At 70.0% G+C, this 21,811-nt stretch carries 19 protein-coding genes; 8 read left to right on the top strand and 11 right to left on the bottom strand.

The annotated features are described in order from the left end of the window. Positions 1-34: 34 nt before the first annotated feature. The 3 genes from AB0B96_RS20695 to AB0B96_RS20685 all read right to left on the bottom strand — a co-directional run bounded on the left by AB0B96_RS20695 (position 35) and on the right by AB0B96_RS20685 (position 4,017). Positions 35-193: a hypothetical protein gene (locus AB0B96_RS20695; protein ID WP_350943952.1), complete on the bottom strand. Its 159-nt coding sequence runs from the start codon at positions 191-193 to the stop codon at positions 35-37. Between the two features lie 80 nt (positions 194-273). Next, on the bottom strand, positions 274-1,212 hold the full coding sequence (locus tag AB0B96_RS20690; RefSeq protein WP_362900816.1) for a YegS/Rv2252/BmrU family lipid kinase: 939 nt from the start codon (positions 1,210-1,212) through the stop codon (positions 274-276). 111 nt (positions 1,213-1,323) lie between these two features. Further along, positions 1,324-4,017, bottom strand: coding sequence for an immune inhibitor A domain-containing protein (locus AB0B96_RS20685; protein ID WP_362900814.1), 2,694 nt, complete (start codon positions 4,015-4,017; stop codon positions 1,324-1,326). Positions 4,018-4,293: 276 nt separating this feature from the next. Between AB0B96_RS20685 and AB0B96_RS20680 the strand changes: the two genes are divergently transcribed. Then, a complete protein-coding gene (locus tag AB0B96_RS20680; RefSeq protein WP_350943955.1) occupies positions 4,294-5,655 on the top strand; it encodes an FAD-linked oxidase C-terminal domain-containing protein in 1,362 nt (453 codons plus the stop codon). 215 nt (positions 5,656-5,870) lie between these two features. Next, the gene (locus AB0B96_RS20675) at positions 5,871-7,796 is read left to right on the top strand and encodes a protein kinase (protein WP_362900812.1); all 1,926 of its coding nucleotides are present in this window, start codon (positions 5,871-5,873) and stop codon (positions 7,794-7,796) included. Positions 7,797-7,918: 122 nt separating this feature from the next. Here the strand turns inward: AB0B96_RS20675 and AB0B96_RS20670 are convergent, their stop codons facing one another. Beyond that, positions 7,919-8,326: a PIN domain-containing protein gene (locus tag AB0B96_RS20670; RefSeq protein ID WP_350943958.1), complete on the bottom strand. Its 408-nt coding sequence runs from the start codon at positions 8,324-8,326 to the stop codon at positions 7,919-7,921. Then, a complete protein-coding gene (locus AB0B96_RS20665) occupies positions 8,311-8,571 on the bottom strand; it encodes a type II toxin-antitoxin system prevent-host-death family antitoxin (protein ID WP_362900810.1) in 261 nt (86 codons plus the stop codon). The genes AB0B96_RS20670 and AB0B96_RS20665 overlap by 16 nt, the downstream gene beginning before the upstream one ends. Before the next feature lie 180 nt (positions 8,572-8,751). Between AB0B96_RS20665 and AB0B96_RS20660 the strand changes: the two genes are divergently transcribed. Continuing rightward, positions 8,752-9,048 (top strand): hypothetical protein, encoded by a 297-nt coding sequence (locus AB0B96_RS20660; protein ID WP_362900808.1) that lies wholly within the window; start codon positions 8,752-8,754, stop codon positions 9,046-9,048. Positions 9,049-9,191: 143 nt separating this feature from the next. Then, positions 9,192-10,052, top strand: a complete 861-nt coding sequence (locus AB0B96_RS20655) for an alpha/beta hydrolase (RefSeq protein WP_362900805.1) — start codon at positions 9,192-9,194, stop codon at positions 10,050-10,052. 128 nt (positions 10,053-10,180) lie between these two features. Here AB0B96_RS20655 and AB0B96_RS20650 read toward each other — a convergent pair whose 3' ends face one another. Further along, a complete protein-coding gene (locus tag AB0B96_RS20650) occupies positions 10,181-11,137 on the bottom strand; it encodes a TIGR01777 family oxidoreductase (RefSeq protein ID WP_362900803.1) in 957 nt (318 codons plus the stop codon). A gap of 272 nt (positions 11,138-11,409) precedes the next feature. On the opposite strand from AB0B96_RS20650, the gene AB0B96_RS20645 reads away from it, so the two are divergent. Then, positions 11,410-12,258, top strand: a complete 849-nt coding sequence (locus AB0B96_RS20645) for a hypothetical protein (RefSeq protein WP_362900801.1) — start codon at positions 11,410-11,412, stop codon at positions 12,256-12,258. Then, complete coding sequence (locus tag AB0B96_RS20640; protein ID WP_362900800.1) at positions 12,219-14,867, top strand: PQQ-binding-like beta-propeller repeat protein; 2,649 nt, start codon at positions 12,219-12,221, stop codon at positions 14,865-14,867. The genes AB0B96_RS20645 and AB0B96_RS20640 overlap by 40 nt, the downstream gene beginning before the upstream one ends. A gap of 42 nt (positions 14,868-14,909) precedes the next feature. On the opposite strand, the gene AB0B96_RS20635 is transcribed toward AB0B96_RS20640, so the two are convergent. The 4 genes from AB0B96_RS20635 to AB0B96_RS20620 are packed head-to-tail and all read right to left on the bottom strand — an operon-like array spanning position 14,910 to position 17,322. Beyond that, positions 14,910-15,404, bottom strand: a complete 495-nt coding sequence (locus AB0B96_RS20635; RefSeq protein ID WP_362900798.1) for an N-acetyltransferase family protein — start codon at positions 15,402-15,404, stop codon at positions 14,910-14,912. Between the two features lie 29 nt (positions 15,405-15,433). Further along, a complete protein-coding gene (locus AB0B96_RS20630; protein ID WP_362900796.1) occupies positions 15,434-15,850 on the bottom strand; it encodes an arsenate reductase ArsC in 417 nt (138 codons plus the stop codon). Positions 15,851-15,859: 9 nt separating this feature from the next. Beyond that, positions 15,860-16,942 (bottom strand): ACR3 family arsenite efflux transporter, encoded by a 1,083-nt coding sequence (gene arsB, locus AB0B96_RS20625; protein WP_362900794.1) that lies wholly within the window; start codon positions 16,940-16,942, stop codon positions 15,860-15,862. Continuing rightward, complete coding sequence (locus AB0B96_RS20620; RefSeq protein WP_362900792.1) at positions 16,939-17,322, bottom strand: metalloregulator ArsR/SmtB family transcription factor; 384 nt, start codon at positions 17,320-17,322, stop codon at positions 16,939-16,941. Before AB0B96_RS20620 ends, arsB begins: the two co-directional genes overlap by 4 nt. Positions 17,323-17,447: 125 nt before the next feature. On the opposite strand from AB0B96_RS20620, the gene AB0B96_RS20615 reads away from it, so the two are divergent. Beyond that, on the top strand, positions 17,448-17,936 hold the full coding sequence (locus AB0B96_RS20615) for an ArsI/CadI family heavy metal resistance metalloenzyme (RefSeq protein WP_362900790.1): 489 nt from the start codon (positions 17,448-17,450) through the stop codon (positions 17,934-17,936). A gap of 843 nt (positions 17,937-18,779) precedes the next feature. Next, entirely contained in the window at positions 18,780-20,723 is a 1,944-nt protein-coding gene (locus AB0B96_RS20610; RefSeq protein ID WP_362900788.1) for a primary-amine oxidase, read from the top strand. 208 nt (positions 20,724-20,931) lie between these two features. On the opposite strand, the gene AB0B96_RS20605 is transcribed toward AB0B96_RS20610, so the two are convergent. Next, complete coding sequence (locus AB0B96_RS20605) at positions 20,932-21,507, bottom strand: hypothetical protein (RefSeq protein WP_362900786.1); 576 nt, start codon at positions 21,505-21,507, stop codon at positions 20,932-20,934. Positions 21,508-21,811 lie beyond the last annotated feature (304 nt).

Here is a 21,811-nt window from a genome sequence, read left to right as displayed (position 1 = left end):
CCGTCGCCCGGACCTGAGCCCGGGCGGGCGGAGGTCAGCGGCGGCGGGTGGGGCCGCCGCGGAAGCGGTCGAGGAGCCCGCGCAGCCTCTGCTGGTTGCGCGGGTCGCGGGCCATGGTCTTGGCCTTCTCCATGTTCCGCCGTCCCTGCGGGGTGCTCAGGTAGCGTCGGACCCGGTCGATCAGCGATGCCATGGTGCCCTCCATCTGTCGGAGACCTTCGACTACCCGGTGACGCCGGTTCCAATCGCCGCCGGCACCGGACCGCACCGGGCTCAGGAGTCGACGAAGTCGTCGGGGACCATCACCCGCAGGCCGTTGGGGATGGTGCGGATCGTGATCGGGGTCATCAGGCGGACCTCGCCGTCGACGTCGGCGGCCATCGGCGGGTCGGTCTCCAGGTGCATCTCGCGTCCCACGACGAAGGGGCCTCCCGCCAGGCTGAGCCAGCGGCCGCTGCCGGCGCGGACCATGGTCTCCAGCAGCAGGCGCAGACGCTTGCCCGACCCGAGCTGGTACGCGACCAGGAGCCCGTTGTCGATGCTGATGTCCCTGGCGACCTGCCAGCCGCCGTGGAAACGGCCGTTGGCGATGTTGAGCTGGTGGGTGAGCAGCTCGTGGCGGCGCCCGTCCACGGTGAGGAAGGCACGGAACGGCCGGTGGCCCGGCAGGATCGTGAGGGCCGTGAGCGGGTAGGCGGCGCGGCCGAGAAGACGCTTCACCCCGTGCCTGACCTTGCCCGCCACCTCCACGGAGACCCCGAAACTGGCCAGGTTGGCGAACTCGCGGTCTCCGGCCACGCCCAGGTCGATGTCGGCGACCTTCCCCGTGCGCAGCACCCGGATCGCTCCGGCGAGGTCGAGGGGGACGCCCAGGCTTCGGACGAAGTTGTTGGTCGTGCCCAGGGGCAGCACGCCCAGGGCGACGTCGCGGTGGGCGACGTGCTTGACGGCGGCGCTGAGCGTGCCGTCGCCGCCCCCCACGACGAGCAGGTCGGGCTCGGAGGCGAGGGCCTCCTCCAGGGTGGCGCGCAGGCGCTTGGGGTCGACCACCGGCAGGAAACGGATCGAGTCGAACCCCTCGGCCCGCAGCGCGCGGACCACCGCGGCGTAGTGGCGCCGGCCTCGGCGCGAGCGCGTGTTGACGACCACGCAGACCCTGCCCTTGGTCCGGATGGCCTCGGTGTGCTCGGCCTTGCTTCGAAGCTCTCCCACGCTGCCCCTGTCCGATCGGATGGTCGCCCGTTCAAATGGTAGGGCCCCGCCGTCGATGACGGCGGGGCCCTACCGATTGTGGGATCTCGTTTACCTTGCCGGCCGGTGCCCCTACTTTTTGGGCGGGGTGACCTGCACGATCGCGCCGAGGTCGCCGGGGAGCGGGGTGATCAGCTTGAGCTTCACGCCCAGCGCCCTGCCCTCGTCACCGGGGTTGCCCGAGCCGAGGACGTGGCCGTTGCCCATGTCGGTCCCGTACAGCTCGGTGGCCGGGGTGCCGTCGGCGTTGACGATCCGGGTGCTGTAGAGCTGGTCGCCCTTGGACGGGACGACCGTGGAGGCGTCGAAGTCGCGGTAGAACAGGCTGGTGCCGCGCGCCTCGAACCCGGGGTACCAGGTCTTCGCGTCGGTGAACTCGGAGACCCCCTTCTGCGCGGCCACCTTGGTGCAGTACTCGCTGAAGGGCTCGCCCGGCCCCTCGAAGCACTCGGTGAAGGGGTAGGTCTTGGCGAAGGAGAAGGCGGCGTTCGAGCTCTGCACGCGGCCGCTCATGTTCTTGAGCGTGGTGGTGTCCTTCGCGGCCGCCGCTCCGGTCCGCCGCAGCGGGTCGAAGTGGGAGTCGACGAGGAGCAGGCTGCCCTTGGAGCCGATGCTCGGCGCCAGGTCGAGGTTGTTCGCCACCGAGTTGTTGGTGTAGTTGGAGTCGCGGAACCACACGAGCAGGCCGGGGGCGTTGTACTTGACCTTCTCCACCTTCCAGGAGCCCTCACGGGAGTAGTTGGTGGCGTAGGTGTACTGCAGGCCCTTGTCGAACCCGTCGAGGTTGCGCCACTCGGCCAGATAGAACCGGGAGACCTCGCGCTTGCCGTCGTTGACGACCCAGCCCTTGCCGGTGGTGCCGTTGAAGGTGCCGCCGTTCGCCGTCCAGCCGGCGGCGCCGCTCTCCAGGTCGTCGCTCCAGACGGTCTGGGCGCCGTTGGTGAGCGCGAAGTCGTCGACGTGCCAGCCGCGCGGGGTGTAGGCGGCGTCGGTGTTGTACGTCAGGCGCAGCTTGACGGTCGTACCGGCGAACGGGGTGAGGTCGACGTAGTCGTGCCGCCAGCCGCCGGTGTCACCGGCGAGGCCGTACTTCTTGTTGCCGAACGCGGCCAGGTTGCCGTTGGGGTCGGGGTAGTCGTCGCCGGTGGAGACCAGGGCGCCGCCCTCGGTGTAGACCTTCTGCTGGGCCCAGGTCGTGCCGCCGTCCGTGGAGACCTCGACGAAGCCGAAGTCCCAGTCCTCCTCGATCTCGTAGTTGTTCCACATCCAGAACTTCAGGTCGCTTCCCGCGGGCACCTGGACGTCACGGCCGATCTTGACGTTCGCCCACTCCTGGTCGAAGTTGGACCAGAACGTCTTGGTGCCGCTGTGCGGCTCGACCATCGTGACCGGAGGGCTGGTCAGGTTCACCCTGACGCCGTCCTGGGTGAGCTTGGGTGTGCGCGAGGCCTGGCCGATCGTCACCAGGCCGGCGCGGTCGCCCGGGTCGAAGACCTTGGGGTTGGCCCAGCCGAGGACCCACTTGCCCCAGAGGCTCATGTGGGTGGGCATCGACTGGAAGATCGGGCCGCTGTGCGAGCCGCTGGACATCAGGTCCCAGAAGTCGACGGCCGAGGAGGCCTGGCCGCTGGTGTCGTAGAGGTCGGGAAGACCCAGGTCGTGGCCGTACTCGTGGGCGAAGACGCCGACGCCGGAGTCCTCGGGCTGCACGATGTAGTTGGAGATCTTCACGTTCTGACCGGGAACCTGGTAGCCGCCGGCCACCGCGCTGGAGTGCGCCCAGATCGCGTAGGTGCCCTCGGCGCCGCCGTCGGAGGACTTGTCCTTGCCCGCGTGGACGAGGACCAGGTGGTCGATCACGCCGTCGGGCTCGGCGAAGTTCCCGTCGCCGTCGGCGTCGCCGACGTCCTCGAGGTCGTAGTCGGCCCAGGGGAAGTTCGGGTCGGAGGCGGCGAGGGTGTTGACCGCGTCGATGGCGAGCTGGCCGGCCCCGCGCGGGTTGTCCGGGTGGCCGCTCATGTCCTGCACCGGCTGGCCGCAGGCGCGCGCGCCGTAGTAGGCCTCGGAGTGCGGGACCTTGATCCACGGGCTGGCCTGGCCGGTGACCGTGTAGGCGCCCTTGGACATCTCCTCGTACATGTTCTTCATGGTGTAGCCGGAGATGTCGATGCCCTTGCGACCGTCGCGGGGGTCGGTCAGGTCGGTGCGGACGCGCTGGGTGATGCCCTGCTTGGTGTAGAGCATCTTGTTGAAGTGGTCGGGGCTGAAGTCGGGCACCCAGAAGCTGTTGTTGTCCTTGTGCGGCAGGGTGGCCGGGTTGGGGATCTTGTTGTGCAGCGGGCCGTTGAGCAGCGTGCCCGGCGGCTCGGTGACGCACTCGGCCGGGTCCTCGCTGTTCACGTCGGCCGGGCGGGAGAAGCCGGAGAAGTCGTCGTTGGCCTTGTCGTCGAACTCCACCAGCAGCGTGAGGAGCTTGGCCGTCTTGACGGTCTTCGACTTCTTGAAGATGAAGTCGGCGGGGTTGATCCCCGTCCTGATCGCCTGCGCCTCGCGGGCGGCCAGCACCCGCGCGGCCACCGGGTTGCCCTGCGAGTACTTCTCGGCGATCTTCTTGGAGGGACCGGCCTTGCGCGCCTTGGCCGACGGGACGGCGGGGTCCTTGACCTCCGGCTCGTCCCTGGGAGGCGCGTAGTTGATGTAGTAGTCGGCCGCGGTCGGCTCGTACCGTGCGACCGAGGTGTCGCTCTCGGCCGACGCACCGCTCACGGCCAATCCCGTGACGGCCAGGCCGAGCACGGGGACTATCGCGAGAAGGCGCCTGCGAGCGCTCCCGCTCCTGACTCTGCCGGACAACGTGTCCCCTTCCTGCCGCCCGGGTTCACCGGACGCGTCCACCACCGGCGCGCCGTATGAGCGCGCCGAACGGGGACGTTAGACGAGAAAGTAAAGGAAGAGTCAAGAGACCAAATGATGTTGCGAAACTGCAATAAAACGTGTTTTGTCCGGAGAAGGCATGTTGGCATAGGCCGTAAAGTCCAATATGTGACCGCAATCTCCGCACTCGCCGCCGCGCTCGCACCGGAGAAGGTGCTGACCGATCCCGACGTGACCGACTCCTACGCGCGTGACCGGACCTTCCTGGAGCCGGGCAAACCGCTCGCCGTGGTGCTCGCCCACACCAGGGACGACGTGGTCGCCGTGATGAGATGGGCCACCGAGCACCGGGTGCCCGTCGTCCCCAGGGGCGCCGGGACCGGGCTGGCGGGCGGGGCGACCGCCGTCGAGGGATGCGTCGTGCTCGCGCTGCACAGGATGGCGGCGATCAGGGAGCTCTCCCCCGCCGACGAGATGGCCGTGGTCGAGCCGGGCGTCATCACCGCCGACCTGGACCGGGCCGCCCGCGAGCACGGGCTGATGTACGCCCCCGACCCCTCCTCGTACGAGATCTCCACCATCGGCGGCAACCTCGCCACCAACGCGGGCGGGCTGCGGTGCGTGAAGTACGGCGTGACCCGCGACTCGGCGATGGGCCTGGAGGTCGTGCTCGCCGACGGGCGGGTGATCAACACCGGCAGGCGCACCGTGAAGGGCGTGACCGGGTACGACCTGACCGGGCTGTTCGTCGGCTCCGAGGGCACTCTGGGGGTCATCACCGCGGCGACGGTACGGCTGCGCAGGGCACCTTCGGTCTACCCGGCGACGATCGCGGCCGAGTTCACCTCGCTCAGGGACGCCGCGGCCGCCGTCTCGGCGATCATCGCGGCCGGATGCCAGCCGTCGCTGATGGAGATGCTCGACCGCAACACGCTCAAGGCCATCGACGACTGGCGGAACATCGGGCTTGAGGAGTCGACCAGGGCGATGCTGATCGCGCAGTCGGACGCGGCCGACGGGCCCGTCGTCTCCGAGCGGATGGCCGAGCTCTGCACCGCCAACGGAGCGGCCTTCGTCGCGGTGTCGTCGTCGGCGCAGGAGGCCGAGGAGCTGATCGGGGTCCGGCGGATGGCCTACCAGGCGAAGGAACGGCTGGGCAAGTGCCTGGTGGAGGACGTGTGCGTGCCGCGTTCCTCGCTGCCGTACATGATCGAGAAGATCGAGGCGATCGCCGTCAAGCACGACGTGCTGATCACCACGGTCGCGCACGCGGGCGACGGCAACCTCCACCCGGTCTTCATCTTCGACCACGCCCTGACCGAGCCGCCGCCGCAGGTGTGGGCGGCGGCCGACGAGCTCTTCAGGGAGACCCTGGAGATGGGGGGCACGCTCACCGGCGAGCACGGCGTCGGGCTGCTCAAACGGCGCTGGCTGGCGCTGGAGACCGGCCCGGTCACCGAGGAGATCCACCACGGGATCAAGCAGGTCTTCGACCCGCTCGGCATCCTCAACCCGGGCAAGGCGATCTGAGCGGGCCTTTGAGGGGGCCTGCCCCGGATTCCCCGCCTCCCCGGTCGTCGCGGCGCGAGATCGCGGGAGCTCCGGGGCACGGCGTCATGGGATCCCAGAGCAACCCGGGCCTCCACCCCCGAGGGGATCTCCGTCACCGTTCACGCTGGTAGCGTTCTGCCCCATCTAAACCTTTTTTGGGTTTTGTTCGGGGACATCGTGTTCGGGGGGACATCGTGACGGCGCCGCTCATCGAGGGGGATCCACCGCGACTGGGCCCGTTCGAGCTGATCGGACGGCTCGGCGAGGGCGGCCAGGGAGTCGTCTACCTCGGGCGGGGGCCCGAGGGCGAGCAGGTCGCCGTCAAGCTCCTGCACCACGGGCTGGTCGGCGACCCCGAGGCCAGGGCCCGCTTCCTGCGCGAGGTGTCGGTCGCACAGCGGGTCGCCAGGTTCTGCACCGCGGCCGTGCTCCACGCCGACCTCGCCGGCAGCCGCCCGTACATCGTGAGCGAGTACGTCCCAGGCCCGTCCCTGCGCCTGCTGGTCGACCGGGAGGGTCCCCGGCGCGGCGCGTCCCTGGAACGTCTCGCCGTCAGTACGGCCACCGCGCTGTCGGCGATCCACCGCGCGGGCATCCTGCACCGCGACTTCAAGCCCGCCAACGTGCTGATGGGGCCCGAGGGCCCGGTGGTGATCGACTTCGGCATCGCCAGGGCACTGGACGCGCCGGGGATGACGGCGACCGGGGTCGCGATGGGGACCCCCTCCTACCTCGCGCCCGAGCAGCTCGGCCCCGGCGAGGTGACACCCGCGGCCGACGTGTTCGCCTGGGGCGTCACGATGGTCTTCGCCGCGACCGGCAGCCCCGCGTTCGGCCAGGACTCCATCGCGATCGTGATCAACCGGATCCTGAACGCGCAGCCGGAACTGGGCACGCTGGAGGGACCGCTGCGCGACCTGGTCGCGGCCTGCCTGTCCAAGGACCCCGCATCGCGCCCCACCGCCGAACAGCTCGTCAGCCACCTGATGGGCGCGGCCCCCACCGGCCCCGTCCCGCACCCGGCCGCCCTCCCCCATCTCGGCCCCGCACCCGGCGCCACCGCCGCGACCGATCCCGGTTCCGCTCCCGCCGTCGGCCCCACGTCCGCGACGCCCCCGCGACCGGGCGTACAGAGCGGGTACGGCCCACCACCCCAGGCCGGGCCGCGCCAGGCCAGCCCCTGGCAGGCCGGCCCCTGGCAGAGCGGACCCTCGCAGGGCGGACCCTCACAGGGCGGACCCTCACAGGGCGGACCCTCGCAGGGCGGATCGGCGCAGGGCGGATCGGCGCCGAACGGTCCCGACGCCGGCGAAAGGAAGAGGACCCGGCCCGCGGGGCTCCTGCTCGCCGGAGTGGCGGTCGTGGCCGCGCTCGGCGCGACCACGGGGGCCGCGGTGCTCCTCCAGGACAACGGGAAGGCCGCGGCGACGCGGCCGGCGGCGACCCCCACCGCGTCGGAGGTCACGGAGCCGGAGCCCGATCCGACGCTCGTCCCCGAGGTTCCGAAGGAGTCCTCCCAGCCCTCGGAAAGGGTTTCCGAGGCGGAGGAGAGAACCGAGACGGTCCCCGCGATCACGTCCTCTCCGTCCCGGCGCACCGCGCGGCCCTCCCCCCGGCCGGACGAGGATCCGATCCCCGCCACAGAGAAGCCGACGGCGAAACCCGATAGGTCCCCCTCACAGACTCCGGGACCGACGGCCTCGCCGCAGCCGAGCGCCCCCTCCAAGCCCTCGCCGTCCCCGACACCCACGGCGAAACCGACGGCGAAACCCACCACCGAGCCACCGCGGAGGCCCAACCCCCACACGGCCACCGGCGTCTGCGGCGGCGGCTACAAGGTGATCAACTCCAGGGCGCTGGGCAACGCGGCGACCGTCTATCTCCTCTACAACGCCGCCCAGGGCAAGAACTGCGTTGTCACGATGGCCCGATACGTGACCTCCTCCAAGGTCGCGATGAACGCGATCCTCCAGGTGAAGGGCGGCTCCGCCGCTAGCGACCCCGGTAAATTCACCGCCTACGCGGGTCCCGTACGGCTTCCCGCCGGGAAGAAGTGCGTGATCTGGGGCGGTTCGTACGGATCACGGTCCTGGAAGAGCGGCTGGAGCCACTGCGGCTGAGCACGGGGGATCCCGCATGCTTCGTCGGCTTCCGTTTCATCCGGTCCGGCCGACTCCGGTCGTTTCCACCACCTCGCGCATGCATTTCGCTCGAGAGCAGTGGAAATCGGGCATTGTGGCGTTCAGCGGGAAACGACTTGCGCGTGGACTCCGGGCAGGTCGTCGAACCCGGCGGACGAATCCATCGTGATCACGGTCCTCGCGGTAGCAGCCGCCGTCGCGGCGATCAGCAGATCGTACGCTCCCCGCGCCTTCCCCGAGCGGCGCACATCAGCCAGGAGGCGAGCGTGCACCTTGGCGACGTCCACCGTGTACTCCTCGACCGGTATCAACGCCAGAACCTCGTCCACGAATGCCTGTCGCCCGGGACGGCGTGCCGCATCCGCCAGCTCCACACCGACGAGCAGCTCGGCCACGGTGATCGCGGCGATCGCCACATCGTCGGCATCCCCGATCACCGCGTCCACGGCGGCCTTGCCCCGCTCCGCCGCGATCAGTACGCCGGTATCCAGGATCAGGCGTCGGGCCACGTGCTCCTCATCTCGTCGTCGACTGCCTCCCTGGCCATCGCGACATCGGCCTCGAAGTCGGCGTCCAGCGCCTCCGCGGCCCTGGCCAGGAAGGCTTTGACCATACGCCCCGGCGCCGCGGGCGCGGGGCCGATTACCGCGATCCGTTTACCTCCGCGAGTGACCACGATCGTCTCCCCCCTCTCAGCCTCGTCCAGAACGACCGCGAAGCTCCGAGACGCCTCAGTGGCAGTCATCACCTTCATGAAATCAGACTATCTGATTTTTAGCAGGAATCGCCTCGCCTCGGCATCCAGCCAACAGGGCGGCGGCCTGGGAGTGAACACGCTAGAAAAAGCCGGATTCTCACCACATGCCCGGCAAACCAGCTTGGCCTGCCAGGAGTCATAGGAAGAGCACATATTCCCTCCCCTCGGAGCCTTCCCTTGCTCAAGAACCTGCTCGTGTCGGCGGCCCTGGTCGGCAGCGCCCTGATCGCACCGGCCGCCGTAGCCCTGCCCGCCTCGGCGGCGACCCTCCACGCCCAGGCCCCCGCCGTTTCCGCGGGCGGTCACGCCGCCTGCAAGTATCGGCAGGACAAGCAGGTCTGGCGGTGCATCACCCCGGGCGCCTTCTGCCCGAAGGCCGCACGCGGAAAGTACGGCTACGCCAAGGTCACCAACCGCAAGTACCGGTGCCTGTACAAGAACAGCGACCCGTACTGGCGCTGGCGGCGCGCCTGATCCCTGGAAGACCGGAGAGCGCCGATCCCCGCGCGAGGGATCGGCGCTCTCCGGCGTTCCGGTGCCGCGTCAGGCGCCGTCCGCCCCGTTCAGCAGCGAAAATCGGATGCGGGCGTCGCTCGTTCGCGACCATGATGAGGACCATGAGTGTGCGCATCGACGACCCCGCTCGGCTCGGGGAGAGCCGGCTCCCGGACGGACGACTGCTTGGCTGGGCTGAGTGGGGACCACCGGACGGCATGCCGGTGTTGCTGTGCCCGGGAGCGGCCACGAGCCGGCGGCTCGGCTTCGGCACGGATGTCGTCGACGCGCTAGGGGTGCGTCTGGTCTCCGTGGACCGCCCGGGACTCGGCACCTCGACACCCGCGTCCGGCCGGACGTTCGCCGACTTCGTCGACGACATCCGCCATCTCGTCGAACTACGCGGGTTGGGGTCGCCGGCGTTGATCGGCAACTCGCAAGGCGCGCCGTTCGCGCTCGCGTGCGCCGCGGAAGGCGTCGCCGCCAGGTTGGCCATCGTGTCCGCCGCGGACGAGGTCGCCGCGCCGGAGTTCGCCGGGGCACTACCTGCCGAGCTGCGCGAGCTCGTCGACAAGGTCGCCCGCGACCCGGCCGGGACGGAGAAGTTCTTCGCCGGCTTCGGCGCGGGCGCGATGTGGGACATGGTCATGGGTGGGAGCCCAGAGTCTGACCTGGCGGTATATCGGGGTTCCGAGTTCGAGTCCGCCTACCGCCGGGCCTTGAACGAAGGATTCGCCCAGGGGGCGGCCGGCTATGCCCGTGACACCGTCCTGGCCATGGGGCTATGGCCGTTCGACCTCGCGAAGATCGCCGTTCCGGTCGACGTTTGGTACGGCGAGCAGGACATCAGCCACTCGCCGGACAACGGGGTGACACTTGCTGCCCGGATTCCCGGCGCCGTCCGGCGCCTCGTGCCAGAGATCGGTGGCGCGGTGCTGTGGACCCATGCCGAGCCCATCCTCCGCTCCCTGACCGGAAGATGATCACGCGCCGTCGGCGACGGTGACCCCCTCCTGCGGTCTTTGAGGTTCCCCCGGACACCGACGGGGTGTCACCGGAAGGAGCTGTCTCCGCGCGAGTCGCGGAACGCCCGCCCGCCTCCTTGGGAGACTTACACCGGGGCGCGGCCTCCTCCGCGCACGCGCCGTACGAGCTCTTCGGCGGCCTCCGGCCAGTGGTCGTGGTCGAAGGTGAAGCCCGCTTCGAGCAGGCGGCCGGGGACGACCCGGCGGCTCTTCAGCAGGAGTTCGGTGTCCGAGCGCAGCACGAACGCACCGAGCCCTGCCATCCATTTCGTCGCGGGCAGGCCGACCCGGATTCCCCATGCCGCGCGTAGCGCGCGCATGAACGCGCGCTGCGGCAGAGGCTCTGGGGCGGCGAGGTTCACCGGCCCGGCGAGGTCGTCCCGCTCGGCCAGGAACTCGACGGCGCGGACGAAGTCGCGGTCGTGGATCCAGGACATGTACTGCGCGCCGCCCGCGATCGGGCCGCCGAGCCCGAGCCGCGTCATCCGCAGCAGGACGTCGAGGACGCCGCCGCGATCGGGACTCATCACCATCGCGGTACGCAGGGCGACCTTGCGCGTGTGCGGGGTTTCGGCCCGCTCCTGCTCCCGCTCCCAGGCTTTCGCGATCTCGACGCTGTAGGCCCAGTAGTCCGGGACACCAGGTTCGCCGCCGCCGATCACGCCGGTCGCCTCGTCGTTGGGCGCGTCGAAGCGGTGCGCGTAGACGGTGGCGGTGCTCATCTGCAACCAGACCCGGGGAGGCCGCGCGGCGGCGGCGATCGCCTCGCCCACGACCCGGGTGGAGTGCACCCGCGAGTCCATCATCGCCCTGAGGTTGGCGGCGGTGTAGCGGCAGTCGACGCTGCGCCCCGCCAGGTTGACCACGACGTCGCTGCCGTCGATCTCCCGCACCCAGGGCCCCAGCGTCTCCCCGTCCCAGCGCACGTCGTGCTCCCGCACCGGGCGCCTGGTCAGCACCACGACGTCATGTCCTGCGGCGGTCATCGCGCGATCCAGGATCACGCCTACCTGACCGCTTCCTCCGGGTATCACTATTTTCATTCGGACTCCCCAGAACGTGTGAGGCCAGCCTAGCGCGGCACACTGAACGCGTTCAAAAGAGGTCGCCCACCGGCCCGCGCGCACGCGCGGCGGCCTCACCGGCCCCGGCCGCTCGGACGAGCGGTCCTCCTCCCCCGTGCGGGTAGGCAGCGGATCCGCGGGACACGCCGGGCATGCTCGCCGAGAGTCGTGAATAACCGGAAACCACTCCTTCTCGCGCAAGCTCGTACCTACTCTGGTCTCGACGATCAGTCGTGGAGGAACGCGTTCCTATGGGCAGAGCACGCCGGAAGAAGCGCACATCGATCGGCCGCGAAACCACGGCACAGCGGCAGGAGGACGCAGAGGCGTCCGATCCCGCCCGGTCGAAAGGGCTGCTGGCGTGGCTGGCGGGGATCGCCGGCGCCGTGATCCTGGCCGCGTTCGGCGTCGTGTTCACCGAGTGGTACAACGCGCACGGCTCCGACACGGTCGAGCAGGTACGCGGCGCCGCCCCGATCATCGTCGGCCACGTGGCCGTCGACTACTCCGAGCGCGACACCGTCCTGCGCGAACCGGTGACCACCCCAGAGGACCGGACACTCATGCTCGCCGCCCACGCGGACAAACAGCGTGAGGCGATGCTGGCGCGCCACCGGATGGCCCTGATCGACAGCATGAACGTCACCGTCGCACTGACCGGGAACCGCAGCAGCCTGCGCATCGTGGACATCGAGCCGCGAGTCCTCGCCCGCAGGCCGGTGTCGGAGGGCGCCCGCCTGATCGCCATCACCGGCGGCGGCGAGGTGAGCACCGTCGAGATGGCCGCCGACCTCGACCGTCCCGCGCCTCGATTCACAACCGGCGGGGACACCCCGTACTTCCGGAAGAAGCAGATCGACCTGAAACGGGATGAGCCGGTCACGCTCAGCCTGAGCTTCACCGGCAAGAAGGCGTACTACGAGTTCGATCTGCGGGTCACGGTGCTCGCGGACGGCCGTACAGAGGAGGTCGTGGTCAAGGGACCGGACGGAGGGCCGTTCCGGTTGACCGGCGAGGCCGACCGGTACCGGTCCCACTACCGGCAGGCCTCGCAGGGAGGGTGGCAGCCGGTCTCCTGCGGGAAACGCCGGACATGCTGATCACCCGCTGCCTCCGAGTCCTGGCGGCGCTCTCGGTGGCCGCCGCGCTCGCGGTCGCCGACGACGGGCGGCCCCCGCTGGAACTCGTGGGGTGGAAGACGGTGTGGTCGGCCCCCGCCGATGAGAAGGTCTCCTTCTCCTTCCTGTCCGGCGAGAATCTGATCATGGCGGCGCCGGAGGAGGGAACGGTGACCGTGCGCGATCCCGGCACCGGCGCGATCCGGCTCACCGTTCGCACCCCGCTCCACTCCCTCGGCGACGCGTGGGCCACGGCCGACACCCTCGTCGTGGCCGGGACCCGCGAAGGATCGTCGGACCGGACCCTGTACGGCTACGACCTGGCCTCCGGCGGACCGCTGTGGCGGCACGCGCTCCCCCCGTCGAGGCCACGGGAGTACACCTTCCCGCGGATCCAGGTGTCCGAGTACGGCGTCGTCGTCTTCCACCGGGAGTCCGGGCTGTTCTCGCTCGACGTACGAACCGGCGGCGTCCGGGCGCGGGCCGCCGTGGCAATGGGCTGCGAGGCAGAGACCGATTCCACCTCCGGGGCTCTGCTGCTGCTGAGCCGCTGCGAGCAGGGCCGCGTGCGGCTCGACTCCTTCGATCCGCGCACGCTGCGGCGGAACTGGACACGTCCGGTGACCACCTGGCGCACCGCGCCGGGCGTCGGCGTCCGGCTCTGGTTCAAGGAGGCGTCGGAGGGCTTCGTCATCGCGGCGTTGGACGGCGACGATTTCCTCTTCACCCGGGACGGCACACCGCTGCCCCGCTCCCACCTGGAGCGGGCCACCGCCAAGATCCCGGCACCGGAGATCGGCCCGCACCCCGACGCCGAGGACCGCCCCGGGTTCGACTGGAACAACACGTGGCCGCTGCCCGGTTACCTCAACTCGCGAGAGCAGGACAGCGGCCCTCCCGTCCCGCTCCCCCTCGACAGGCCGCTCACCCACACCACCGTCTTCGTGGGCGCGACCTCCCACATGGCCTTCATCCACGGTGACGCCCACATCACCGCCCTGCGTCCCGTCTACGGACGTCCCGCCGGCCCCGTCGCGCTCGGCGGCGTCCCGCCGGGCGATTGGCCGGACGCCTGCTCCCTGCTCACCTCGCGCGACCTCGGCGGGGACTTCCACCACGTCCCGGGAGACAAATCCCTGGGCCGCCTCACGTTGCCCAGGCCCGTGACCTGCGACTGGGTGTCCCCCGAGGACGACCGCGGGGTCATCTCGCTCTCCGTGAGCTGGGTGTCCCCGTACGCCGGCGCCCTCTTCGCCGCCGCCGCCGAGCTGACCAGGCGCCACGAGAGCTTCGACCACGACCCCACGGTCGAGGGCGAGGGCGTCTTCTCCTACACCGCCCACGGCCCCGGAGGAACCTTCGGCGCGGCGCTGGTCAACGTGGGCCCGGTCATCGTCCATCTGACGTCGCCGTCGCGACTGATGCTGCGCCTGGCCGCGTCCCGGGTGCGTGACAACCTGATGGCCCGCTATCGGCCGGGGGAGCCCGTCCCGCCTCCGGCGCGGACGGGCGGGTGGACCCACCTCTCCGACAGAAGGATCGGCACCGACCCTGTGGTGGACGGCGGTGTGGTGTACGCCGGCGCCGACGACGGTCTGTACGCCCTGGACGCCGTCACCGGCCGGACGCGGTGGAGATCCTGGCCGGCCGCGCCCATGCTCGTGGACGGCGTGCTCTACGGCGTGAGGAGCGACGGGGTGGCGGCCATCGACACCGCCACCGGCCGGATGCGGTGGAACCGCCGGCTCAACGTCAAAGACGTCGTCATCCAGGACGGCGGCGTGTACGCGAGCGTCGGACTCACCCACGTCGTGGCGCTGGAGGCCACCACCGGCAAGCGGCGCTGGCGCTTCCGCGTCCCCGGCACCCTGGGCCGTATGGTCGTGGCCACCGGCACCGTCCACGTGAGCAGCCGGGAAGGCATGCTGTATACCCTCGACGCCAAAACGGGCACGCTTCTCCGGCGTTCCCGCGTGGGCACCGGCAACATCGACCCGGCCGGTTACCTGGCCGCGACCGGGGAGGCCGTCTTCGTGGTCACCGGCGCGAAGGTGTCCGCGCTCGACCCCGTCACCGGCAAGACCCGGTGGCGCGCCCGCGTCCACGCCGCCGTCCGGTACGACCCCGTGGTGATCGGCGGCACCGTCTACCTCGGCGACTTCGCCGGGCGCACGTACGCGCTGGACGCCGCCACCGGCCGGGAGCGATGGAGACTCGCCGCCGCCGAGGGCGACAGCGGCCGGTGGAACGTCACCGCGTCACGAGGGAAGGTCCACGTCGCAGGCCTGAGCCTGCACACCCTCGATCCCGAAACCGGAAAGGAACAGTGGAGCAGGCCGCTCGTCGTCCAGGCGTCGGTCCACGAGGACACCGTCTTCGCCCAGGACGAGGGCGGCACGCTGCACGCGCTGGACGCGGCCACCGGCGCGCCCCGCTGGCGTTTTCAGACCGGCGGCCGTTTCCAGACCCGGCCGGTCGTGGCCGGCGGCCTCGTCTACGTCGGCAGCTCGAACGGCAACCTGTACGCGCTGCGCGCCACGGACGGACTCCCCGGGCCGAACCCGGCGGAGCTCGACCGGCGCACCCGGTGAGTACGGGACGTCCGGTACGAGCCGACGGGCTCGGGTGTGGTGTCAGGCAATGACCGGGCTGCGGCGTTCGATCAGTACGACGTCACGCCAGACGCCGTGGTGGCGTCCGATCCGCTCTCGGGTGCCGATCACCCGGAACCCGGCGCGTGCGTGCAGGGCGAGACTCGCGGTGTTCTCGGGGAAGACGCCGGATTGGATCGTCCAGATTCCGGCGGCCTCCGTGGAGGCGATCAGCGCCGCGAGCAGCGCGGAGCCGACACCGCGACCTCGGGCCTCGGGGTGGACGTAGACCGAGTGCTCCACCACCCCGGCGTACGCGCACCGGTCGGAGACCGCCGTCGCCGCGACCCAGCCCAGCACCCGGTCACCGTCCCGGTCGCTGCCGGTGTCGGTGTCGACGGCGACGTGACTGTGGGCGGGCAGCTTGGCCGCCACAAAGTGTTCCCAGGTCGGGACGGCGGTTTCGAAGGTCGCCTGCCCCTCGTCGATGCCAAGTCGGTAGATGTCCAGCACCTGCGCGCCATGCCTCGCGGTCATGGCCGTGAGGCGCGGCCCCGCAGTGGTGGTCACGAACGGCCTGCGGCGGGGACCAGTTCGGCCAGCAGCGCGCGAACCCTGGCATCGATCTCGTCGCGGATGAGGCGTACCTGCTCGATGCCCTGGCCGGCCGGGTCTGTCAGCTGCCAGTCCAGGTAGCGTTTGCCGGGGAAGATCGGGCAGGCGTCGCCGCAGCCCATGGTGACGACCACGTCGGCGGCCTGGACGGCCTCGCCGGTGAGCGGTTTGGGGAACGCACGGGTCAGGTCCAGGCCGAGTTCGTCCATGACCGCGATGACGGCCGGGTTGATGGAGTCGGCGGGGGCGGATCCGGCCGATCGGACGGTGACACCTCCGGCGGCGTAATGCTCCAGCAGGGCGGCGGCCATCTGGGAGCGTCCGGCGTTGTGCACGCAGACGAACAAAACCTCGGGGACGGTGGACATGAAGGCTCCTTAAGCACGGGCGAGGCGGTGGCGCAGGGCCAGGGAGAGGTAGACCAGCGCGAGCAGGACGGGCACCTCGATCAGCGGGCCGACCACCCCGGCCAGGGCCTGGCCGGAGGTGACGCCGAAGGTGGCGATCGCGACCGCGATGGCGAGTTCGAAGTTGTTGCCCGCCGCGGTGAACGCCAGCGTCGCGGTGCGCGCGTATCCAAGACCGACCAGGTGGCCCAGGGCGAAGGCGCCGACCCACATGAGCGCGAAGTAGACCAGCAGCGGCAGCGCGATCCGCGCGACGTCGAGCGGTTTGGAGGTGATCGCGTCGCCCTGCAGGGCGAACAGGATCACGATGGTGAACAGCAGACCCCACAGCGCCACCGGGCCGATCTTCGGCAGGAAACGGGTCTCGTACCAGGTGCGGCCCTTGGTCTTCTCCCCCAGGCGGCGGGTGAGGTATCCGGCCGCCAGCGGGATTCCGAGGAAGATGAGCACGGAGCGGGCGATGTCCCAGGTGGACACGTCCAGCGCGGCGGCGGGCAGGCCGAGCCGGCCCGGCAGCGCGACCAGGTAGAACCAGCCGAGCCCGGCGAAGGCGATCACCTGGAAGGCGCTGTTGATCGCGACCAGCACGGCGGCGGCCTCCCGGTCCCCGCAGGCCAGGTCGTTCCAGATGATGACCATCGCGATGCACCGGGCCAGCCCGACGATGATCAGGCCGGTGCGGTAGTCGGGCAGGTCAGGCAGGAAGAGCCAGGCCAGGGCGAACATCAGCGCGGGGCCGGCCACCCAGTTCAGCACCAGCGAGGTGACCAGCAGCCGCCGGTCACCGGTCACCGTCTCCAGCCGGTCGTAGCGGACCTTGGCCAGCACCGGATACATCATCACCAGCAGGCCCAGCGCGATCGGCAGCGAGATGCCGTCGACCTGCACGACCTCCAGCGCGGCGCCCAGGCCGGGGACCGTTCGGCCCGCCACCAGCCCGGCGGCCATCGCGGCGGCGATCCAGACCGGCAGCCACCGGTCCAGCGTCGACAACCGCCCCGGCACCACTTCGGCCCCTGCCGGGGCGGACGGCGCCCGCGCGGCGCCGCTCACGCCATCGCCGGCAGGCGCGGTCCCAGGATCGCCGACAGCCGCGCCAGCACGCCCGGGTTGACCCAGTAGTAGACCCAGGTGCCACGCCGTTCGCAGTCGATCAGTCCGGCCTGGCGCAGCACCTTCAGGTGGTGGCTGATGGTCGGCCCGGTCAGCTCGAACGCGCTGGTCAGGTCGCATACGCACGCCTCGCCACCCTCGTGGCAGGCGATCAGCGACAGCAGTCGCAGCCGCACCGGGTCGGCGATCGCCTTGAACAACGGCGCCAACTCCTCGGCCTCGGCCGCGTTCAGCGGCTCGCACACCAGCGGCGCGCAGCATGCCTGCCCGGCCTCGTCGGTCCCGGCCAGGTCCACGATCGGCAGCGCTTGTTTCGACATAGCTCTAAGTTGACAGATCTCTAAGCAACATTGCAAGCTGGCGACATCCGCTGAATAGATATCCATCGAAACAGCGATGCGAGTGGTGACCGCCACCACCCGCCGGAACCTCCTGGAGGACCACCATGTCCCGTGTCCAGCTCGCCCTGCGCGTCTCCGACCTGGAGGGCTCGATCGCCTTCTACTCCAAGCTGTTCGGCGTGGAACCCGCCAAGCGCCGCCCCGGTTACGCCAACTTCGCCATCGCCGAGCCGCCGCTGAAGCTGGTGCTCCTGGAGGGTGAGGAAGGCCACGACACCCGCCTGGACCACCTGGGCGTCGAGGTCACCGACACCGCCCAGGTGGAGGCGGCCACCCGGCGACTGAAGGACGCCGGGCTCGCCACCTTCGAGGAGAACGACACCTCCTGCTGCTACGCCCTGCAGGACAAGGTGTGGGTGACCGGTCCCGGCGCCGAGCCGTGGGAGGTGTACGTGGTCAAGGCCGACGCCGACGTCCTGGGCAAGTCCGCGACCGCCGACCAGGACCCCGCGGCCCCGTGCGTCTGCGGCCCGACTGCGGAACAGGCCCCGGACCAGCCGGTCGGCGCCGCGGCGAGCACCGGCTGCTGCTGACGAACCACCGAGAGATCACCCTGCCTGCCACAACGCGCGACAACCCCGCCAGGAACCACACGGCCGGCCGCGGCAGAAAGCGACAACGGAAGGGATGATGTGAATCTGGGTGGGATGCCGACCCGGCGCTGATGGAGTGGTTTCTCGGCGGGCAAGCACCGCGGATGCGAAAAGACTCCGCCGCTTCTCCGGCGCAGGCCCGACGGGGGCCCGGCGGGGGCCCGGCGGGGCCCCGGCGCCTGGGGTTCGATCGTGAGAGAGAACTCAGGGCGCTGGGGTTCAACCGCCCTGAGCGTAAGGTGCTGCTCCGGCCCCCGCCCGGCCAGGTCGTCATCGCCACCGTGTGCACGATGCCCGAGGAGCGCACCCGCAGGTTCGAGCCGTCAGCGCAGGCGGCCCGCGCAGCGGCTGGCGCCCGGCCGGCGTCGGCGGGTCCACCCCCTCGCCTCTTGCCGCACCTCAGCAGAGGCATAACCGTGTGCCGAACAGGCCCGCGCGCAGGCCGGGCTCTGCGCGTCCGTAACGCGCCCTGCCACCGGCGCCACGGCAGTGAAAAGCGCCCTCCGCCCCAGAAGCTACGGCAGCACCGGCAACGACACCGCCGTTTGGGGTCTTCTCGGAGCGGGTTTGGGTCATTTCACCAGTTGCGCGGCAGGACGCAACCATGGATAGTGACTTTAAGTGATCACATGAACCGTATATGTGACCGTTGGATGTCTCCAGTACCAGTGCCAGTCCCGTCGTTGACCAGGGCGACGGCGTCGCGTCGTTTTCGATCCCGCTGCTGTTGCCCAGAGCGTCGCGTTGAGCGGCTCGACGCCGACCCACCCGAGAAAGGACCCCATGACCCCCCTGACCACCCCGGTCTCCAGCCTCACCGCGACCGAGATCGAGCAGACCGTCACCCTGGTACGCGAGGCCGGCCTGGCCGGCGAGAGCGTCCGCTTCGTCTACATCGGCCTACTCGAACCACACAAACAGCAGGTACTCGCCTTCCAGGCCGGTACCGGGCCAAGGCCCGACCGCCAGGCGCGGGTACTGCTGCTCGACACCACGACCGGCGACGCCCGAGACGTCAGCGTCGACCTCACCACCGGCGCGGTCGCCACGATCGTCGATGTCGACGGCTCTCGCGGCGCGATGCCGATCATGGCCGAAGAGTTCATGTCGGTCGAGGGAATCCTCGCCCAGGAACCGGCCTGGGTCGAGGCGCTGGCCAGGCGCGACCTGACCACCGAGCAGGTCAGATGCGCGCCGCTGTCAGCCGGCGTCTTCGGCCTGCCCGGCGAGAAGGGCAGGCGGATCATCCGGGTGCTCTGCTTCGCCACGCTCGACCCCGACGCCCACGTCTGGGCACACCCGGTGGACGGGCTGAGCGCCTACGTCGACCTGATCGAGAAGAAGGCGACCGAGGTCATCGACATCGGTATCTTCCCGCTGCCGCAGGAGCCGAGCACGTTCCACCTGCCGCAGGGGCGCCCGGCACCGTTGGAGACCCTGAAACCCATCGAGATCACCCAGCCCGACGGGCCGTCGTTCCAGGTCCAGGGCGATCGGATCACCTGGGCGAACTGGTCTTTGCACTTCGGCTTCGACGCCCGCGAAGGCCTGGTGCTCCACCATGTGGCCTACACCGACCCCGACCACGACGGCGAGCTGCGGCCGGTCATCTATCGCGCCTCCATCGCAGAGATGGTCGTGCCCTACGGCGACCCGGCGCCGGTCCGCTTCTGGCAGAACTACTTCGACGCCGGCGAATACCTCTTCGGCCGGTATGCGAACTCGCTCACTCACGGCTGCGACTGTCTCGGCGAGATCCACTACGTCGACGTCGACCTGGCCGACGAACTCGGCAACGTGCAGCAGATCCCCAACGCGATCTGCCTGCACGAGGAGGACTACGGCACGCTCTGGAAGCACACCGACATCTACACCCCCAACTCGGCCGAGGTCCGCCGCCAGCGCCGCCTGGTGATCTCCTTCTTCACCACGGTCGGCAACTACGACTACGGCTTTTTCTGGTACCTCTACCTCGACGGCAGGATCGAGTGCGAGGCCAAGCTCACCGGCATCCTGTTCACCACGGCCTACCGCGGGCTACGAGAATGGCCCTACGCCGGCGAGGTAGCGCCAGGCCTGGGCGCCCCGTTCCACCAGCACCTGTTCAGCGCCCGCCTCGACATGATGGTCGATGGCGTCTGTAACGCGGTCGACGAGGTCGACGCGGCCCGGGTACCGCTCTCGTCGGAAAACCCGTACGGCAACGCCTTCAGCTACACCCGGACCCGGATCGCCAGCGAGGCCCAGGGGGTACGCAGCGCGGACGCCTCGGTCGGGCGGACCTGGCACATCGTGAGCACCGAGCGCACCAACCGGCTCGGCCAGCCGACCGGCTACGTCCTGCGCACCGAGCAGAACCCGACCCTGCTGGCCGACCCCTCCTCCTCAATCGCCGCCCGGGCGGCGTTCACCACCCGAGAACTGTGGATCACCCGCTACGCGTCCGAAGAGCGATATCCGGCAGGCGAGTTCGTCAACCAGAACCCGGGCGGCGACGGCCTACCGGCGTATGTCGCGGGCGACCGCCCCCTGGACGGTGAAGACATCGTGCTGTGGCACACCTTCGGCGTGACCCACTTCCCGCGACCTGAGGACTGGCCGGTGATGCCGGTCGACCATGCCAGATTCTCGTTGACGCCCTATGGGTTCTTCGACCGCAACCCCACACTGAACGTGCCCGCCGACACGGCCAGGCACCACGGCGGACCCTGTCACCACGGCGCCTGAGAGGCGCAGACGGAGCAGGTGGTGGCCGGGTGCTGCTTCCGGCGGTGCTCGGGGCCCCCATGCCAATCTCCTCTCAACGAGTGGCACAAGAATCCAAGAACCCGCCTCCACAAGACCAGGGACACACCACTGTGTCCCGGCTCAATGAAGGTGGCACGGCCAAGGGCTTTCGAGCTGGACGCGTGCCACTTTCACTGAGTCAGAGCAGTCAGTAGGCGCACTGGACGACGACGTCGTCGAGTTCGGCGCGTGGGGCGAACTGGTGGTTGAAGGCCTTTGCCACGGTCAGCCGCAGCACGACATCGGAGCGCTGCGCGGTCCAGCTCACCGTGTGCAGGCGCCAGCCTGGGTCCACCGTCTGGTCCACCGGTACCGTCTTCAGGGCGATGTAGGTCCAGTCGGCCGGGTTGATGACCTCCAGGTTGAAGGTTGCCGCGGCGTTGCGCAGGTCCAGCCAGACGCCCGCGGTACAGCGGGCGCCGGGGTGGGCGGGCACCGGGGTGAGGAAGATGGTCCGGCCGATCGCGCACCATCCGCCGGTGTTGCTGACGCGCAAGCCGGCCATGCCGGTGCCGGTACGGGGCGAGGCGACACCGACACTCTGGAAGTACGGGGTGTCGCAGTCGCCCTGGTCGGTGAACGTCCAGCGGGCGGCCGGGTTCGACGCCGGTTCGAAGCCGTCGGAGAGCTGCCAGATGCCCGCGGACGCGGGCTCGGCCGGGACGAGGACCGCTGCGAGGGCGATGGCTGCCGCCATCAGCGTGCGTGGAAGTGCTGAGCGCATAACCAAGCTCCTTGTCAGAGCTGAGACGACAACGCTGTCATTTTGCGGCCATTAGGGGCTCGTCTGTAGTTTCCGGACTAAAAACAATGCTAAGACGGTGACTCATTTGGCGAGTCGGCGGTAGCAGAGTCCCGGGAAACACGCGACTGGTTCGAAAGATGAGCGACATCGAAGCCGACCTCAGCGACTGATCTCCCCCGGTCAAAGGGAGGACCAGATCCAAGGCCACCGGCCTTTTGTACGGTCCACACCCCGCGACGTGGAGGCCACCGGCTCGGAAATCCGGCGGACGCGGGCCTGTGCT

Origin of the sequence: Streptosporangium sp. NPDC049046, assembly GCF_040649155.1 — a bacterium.
Classification (GTDB): Bacteria; Actinomycetota; Actinomycetes; order Streptosporangiales; family Streptosporangiaceae; genus Streptosporangium.
The sequence above is the reverse complement of the archived record's forward strand: the minus strand, read 5'-3'. Positions and strand labels throughout refer to the sequence as shown.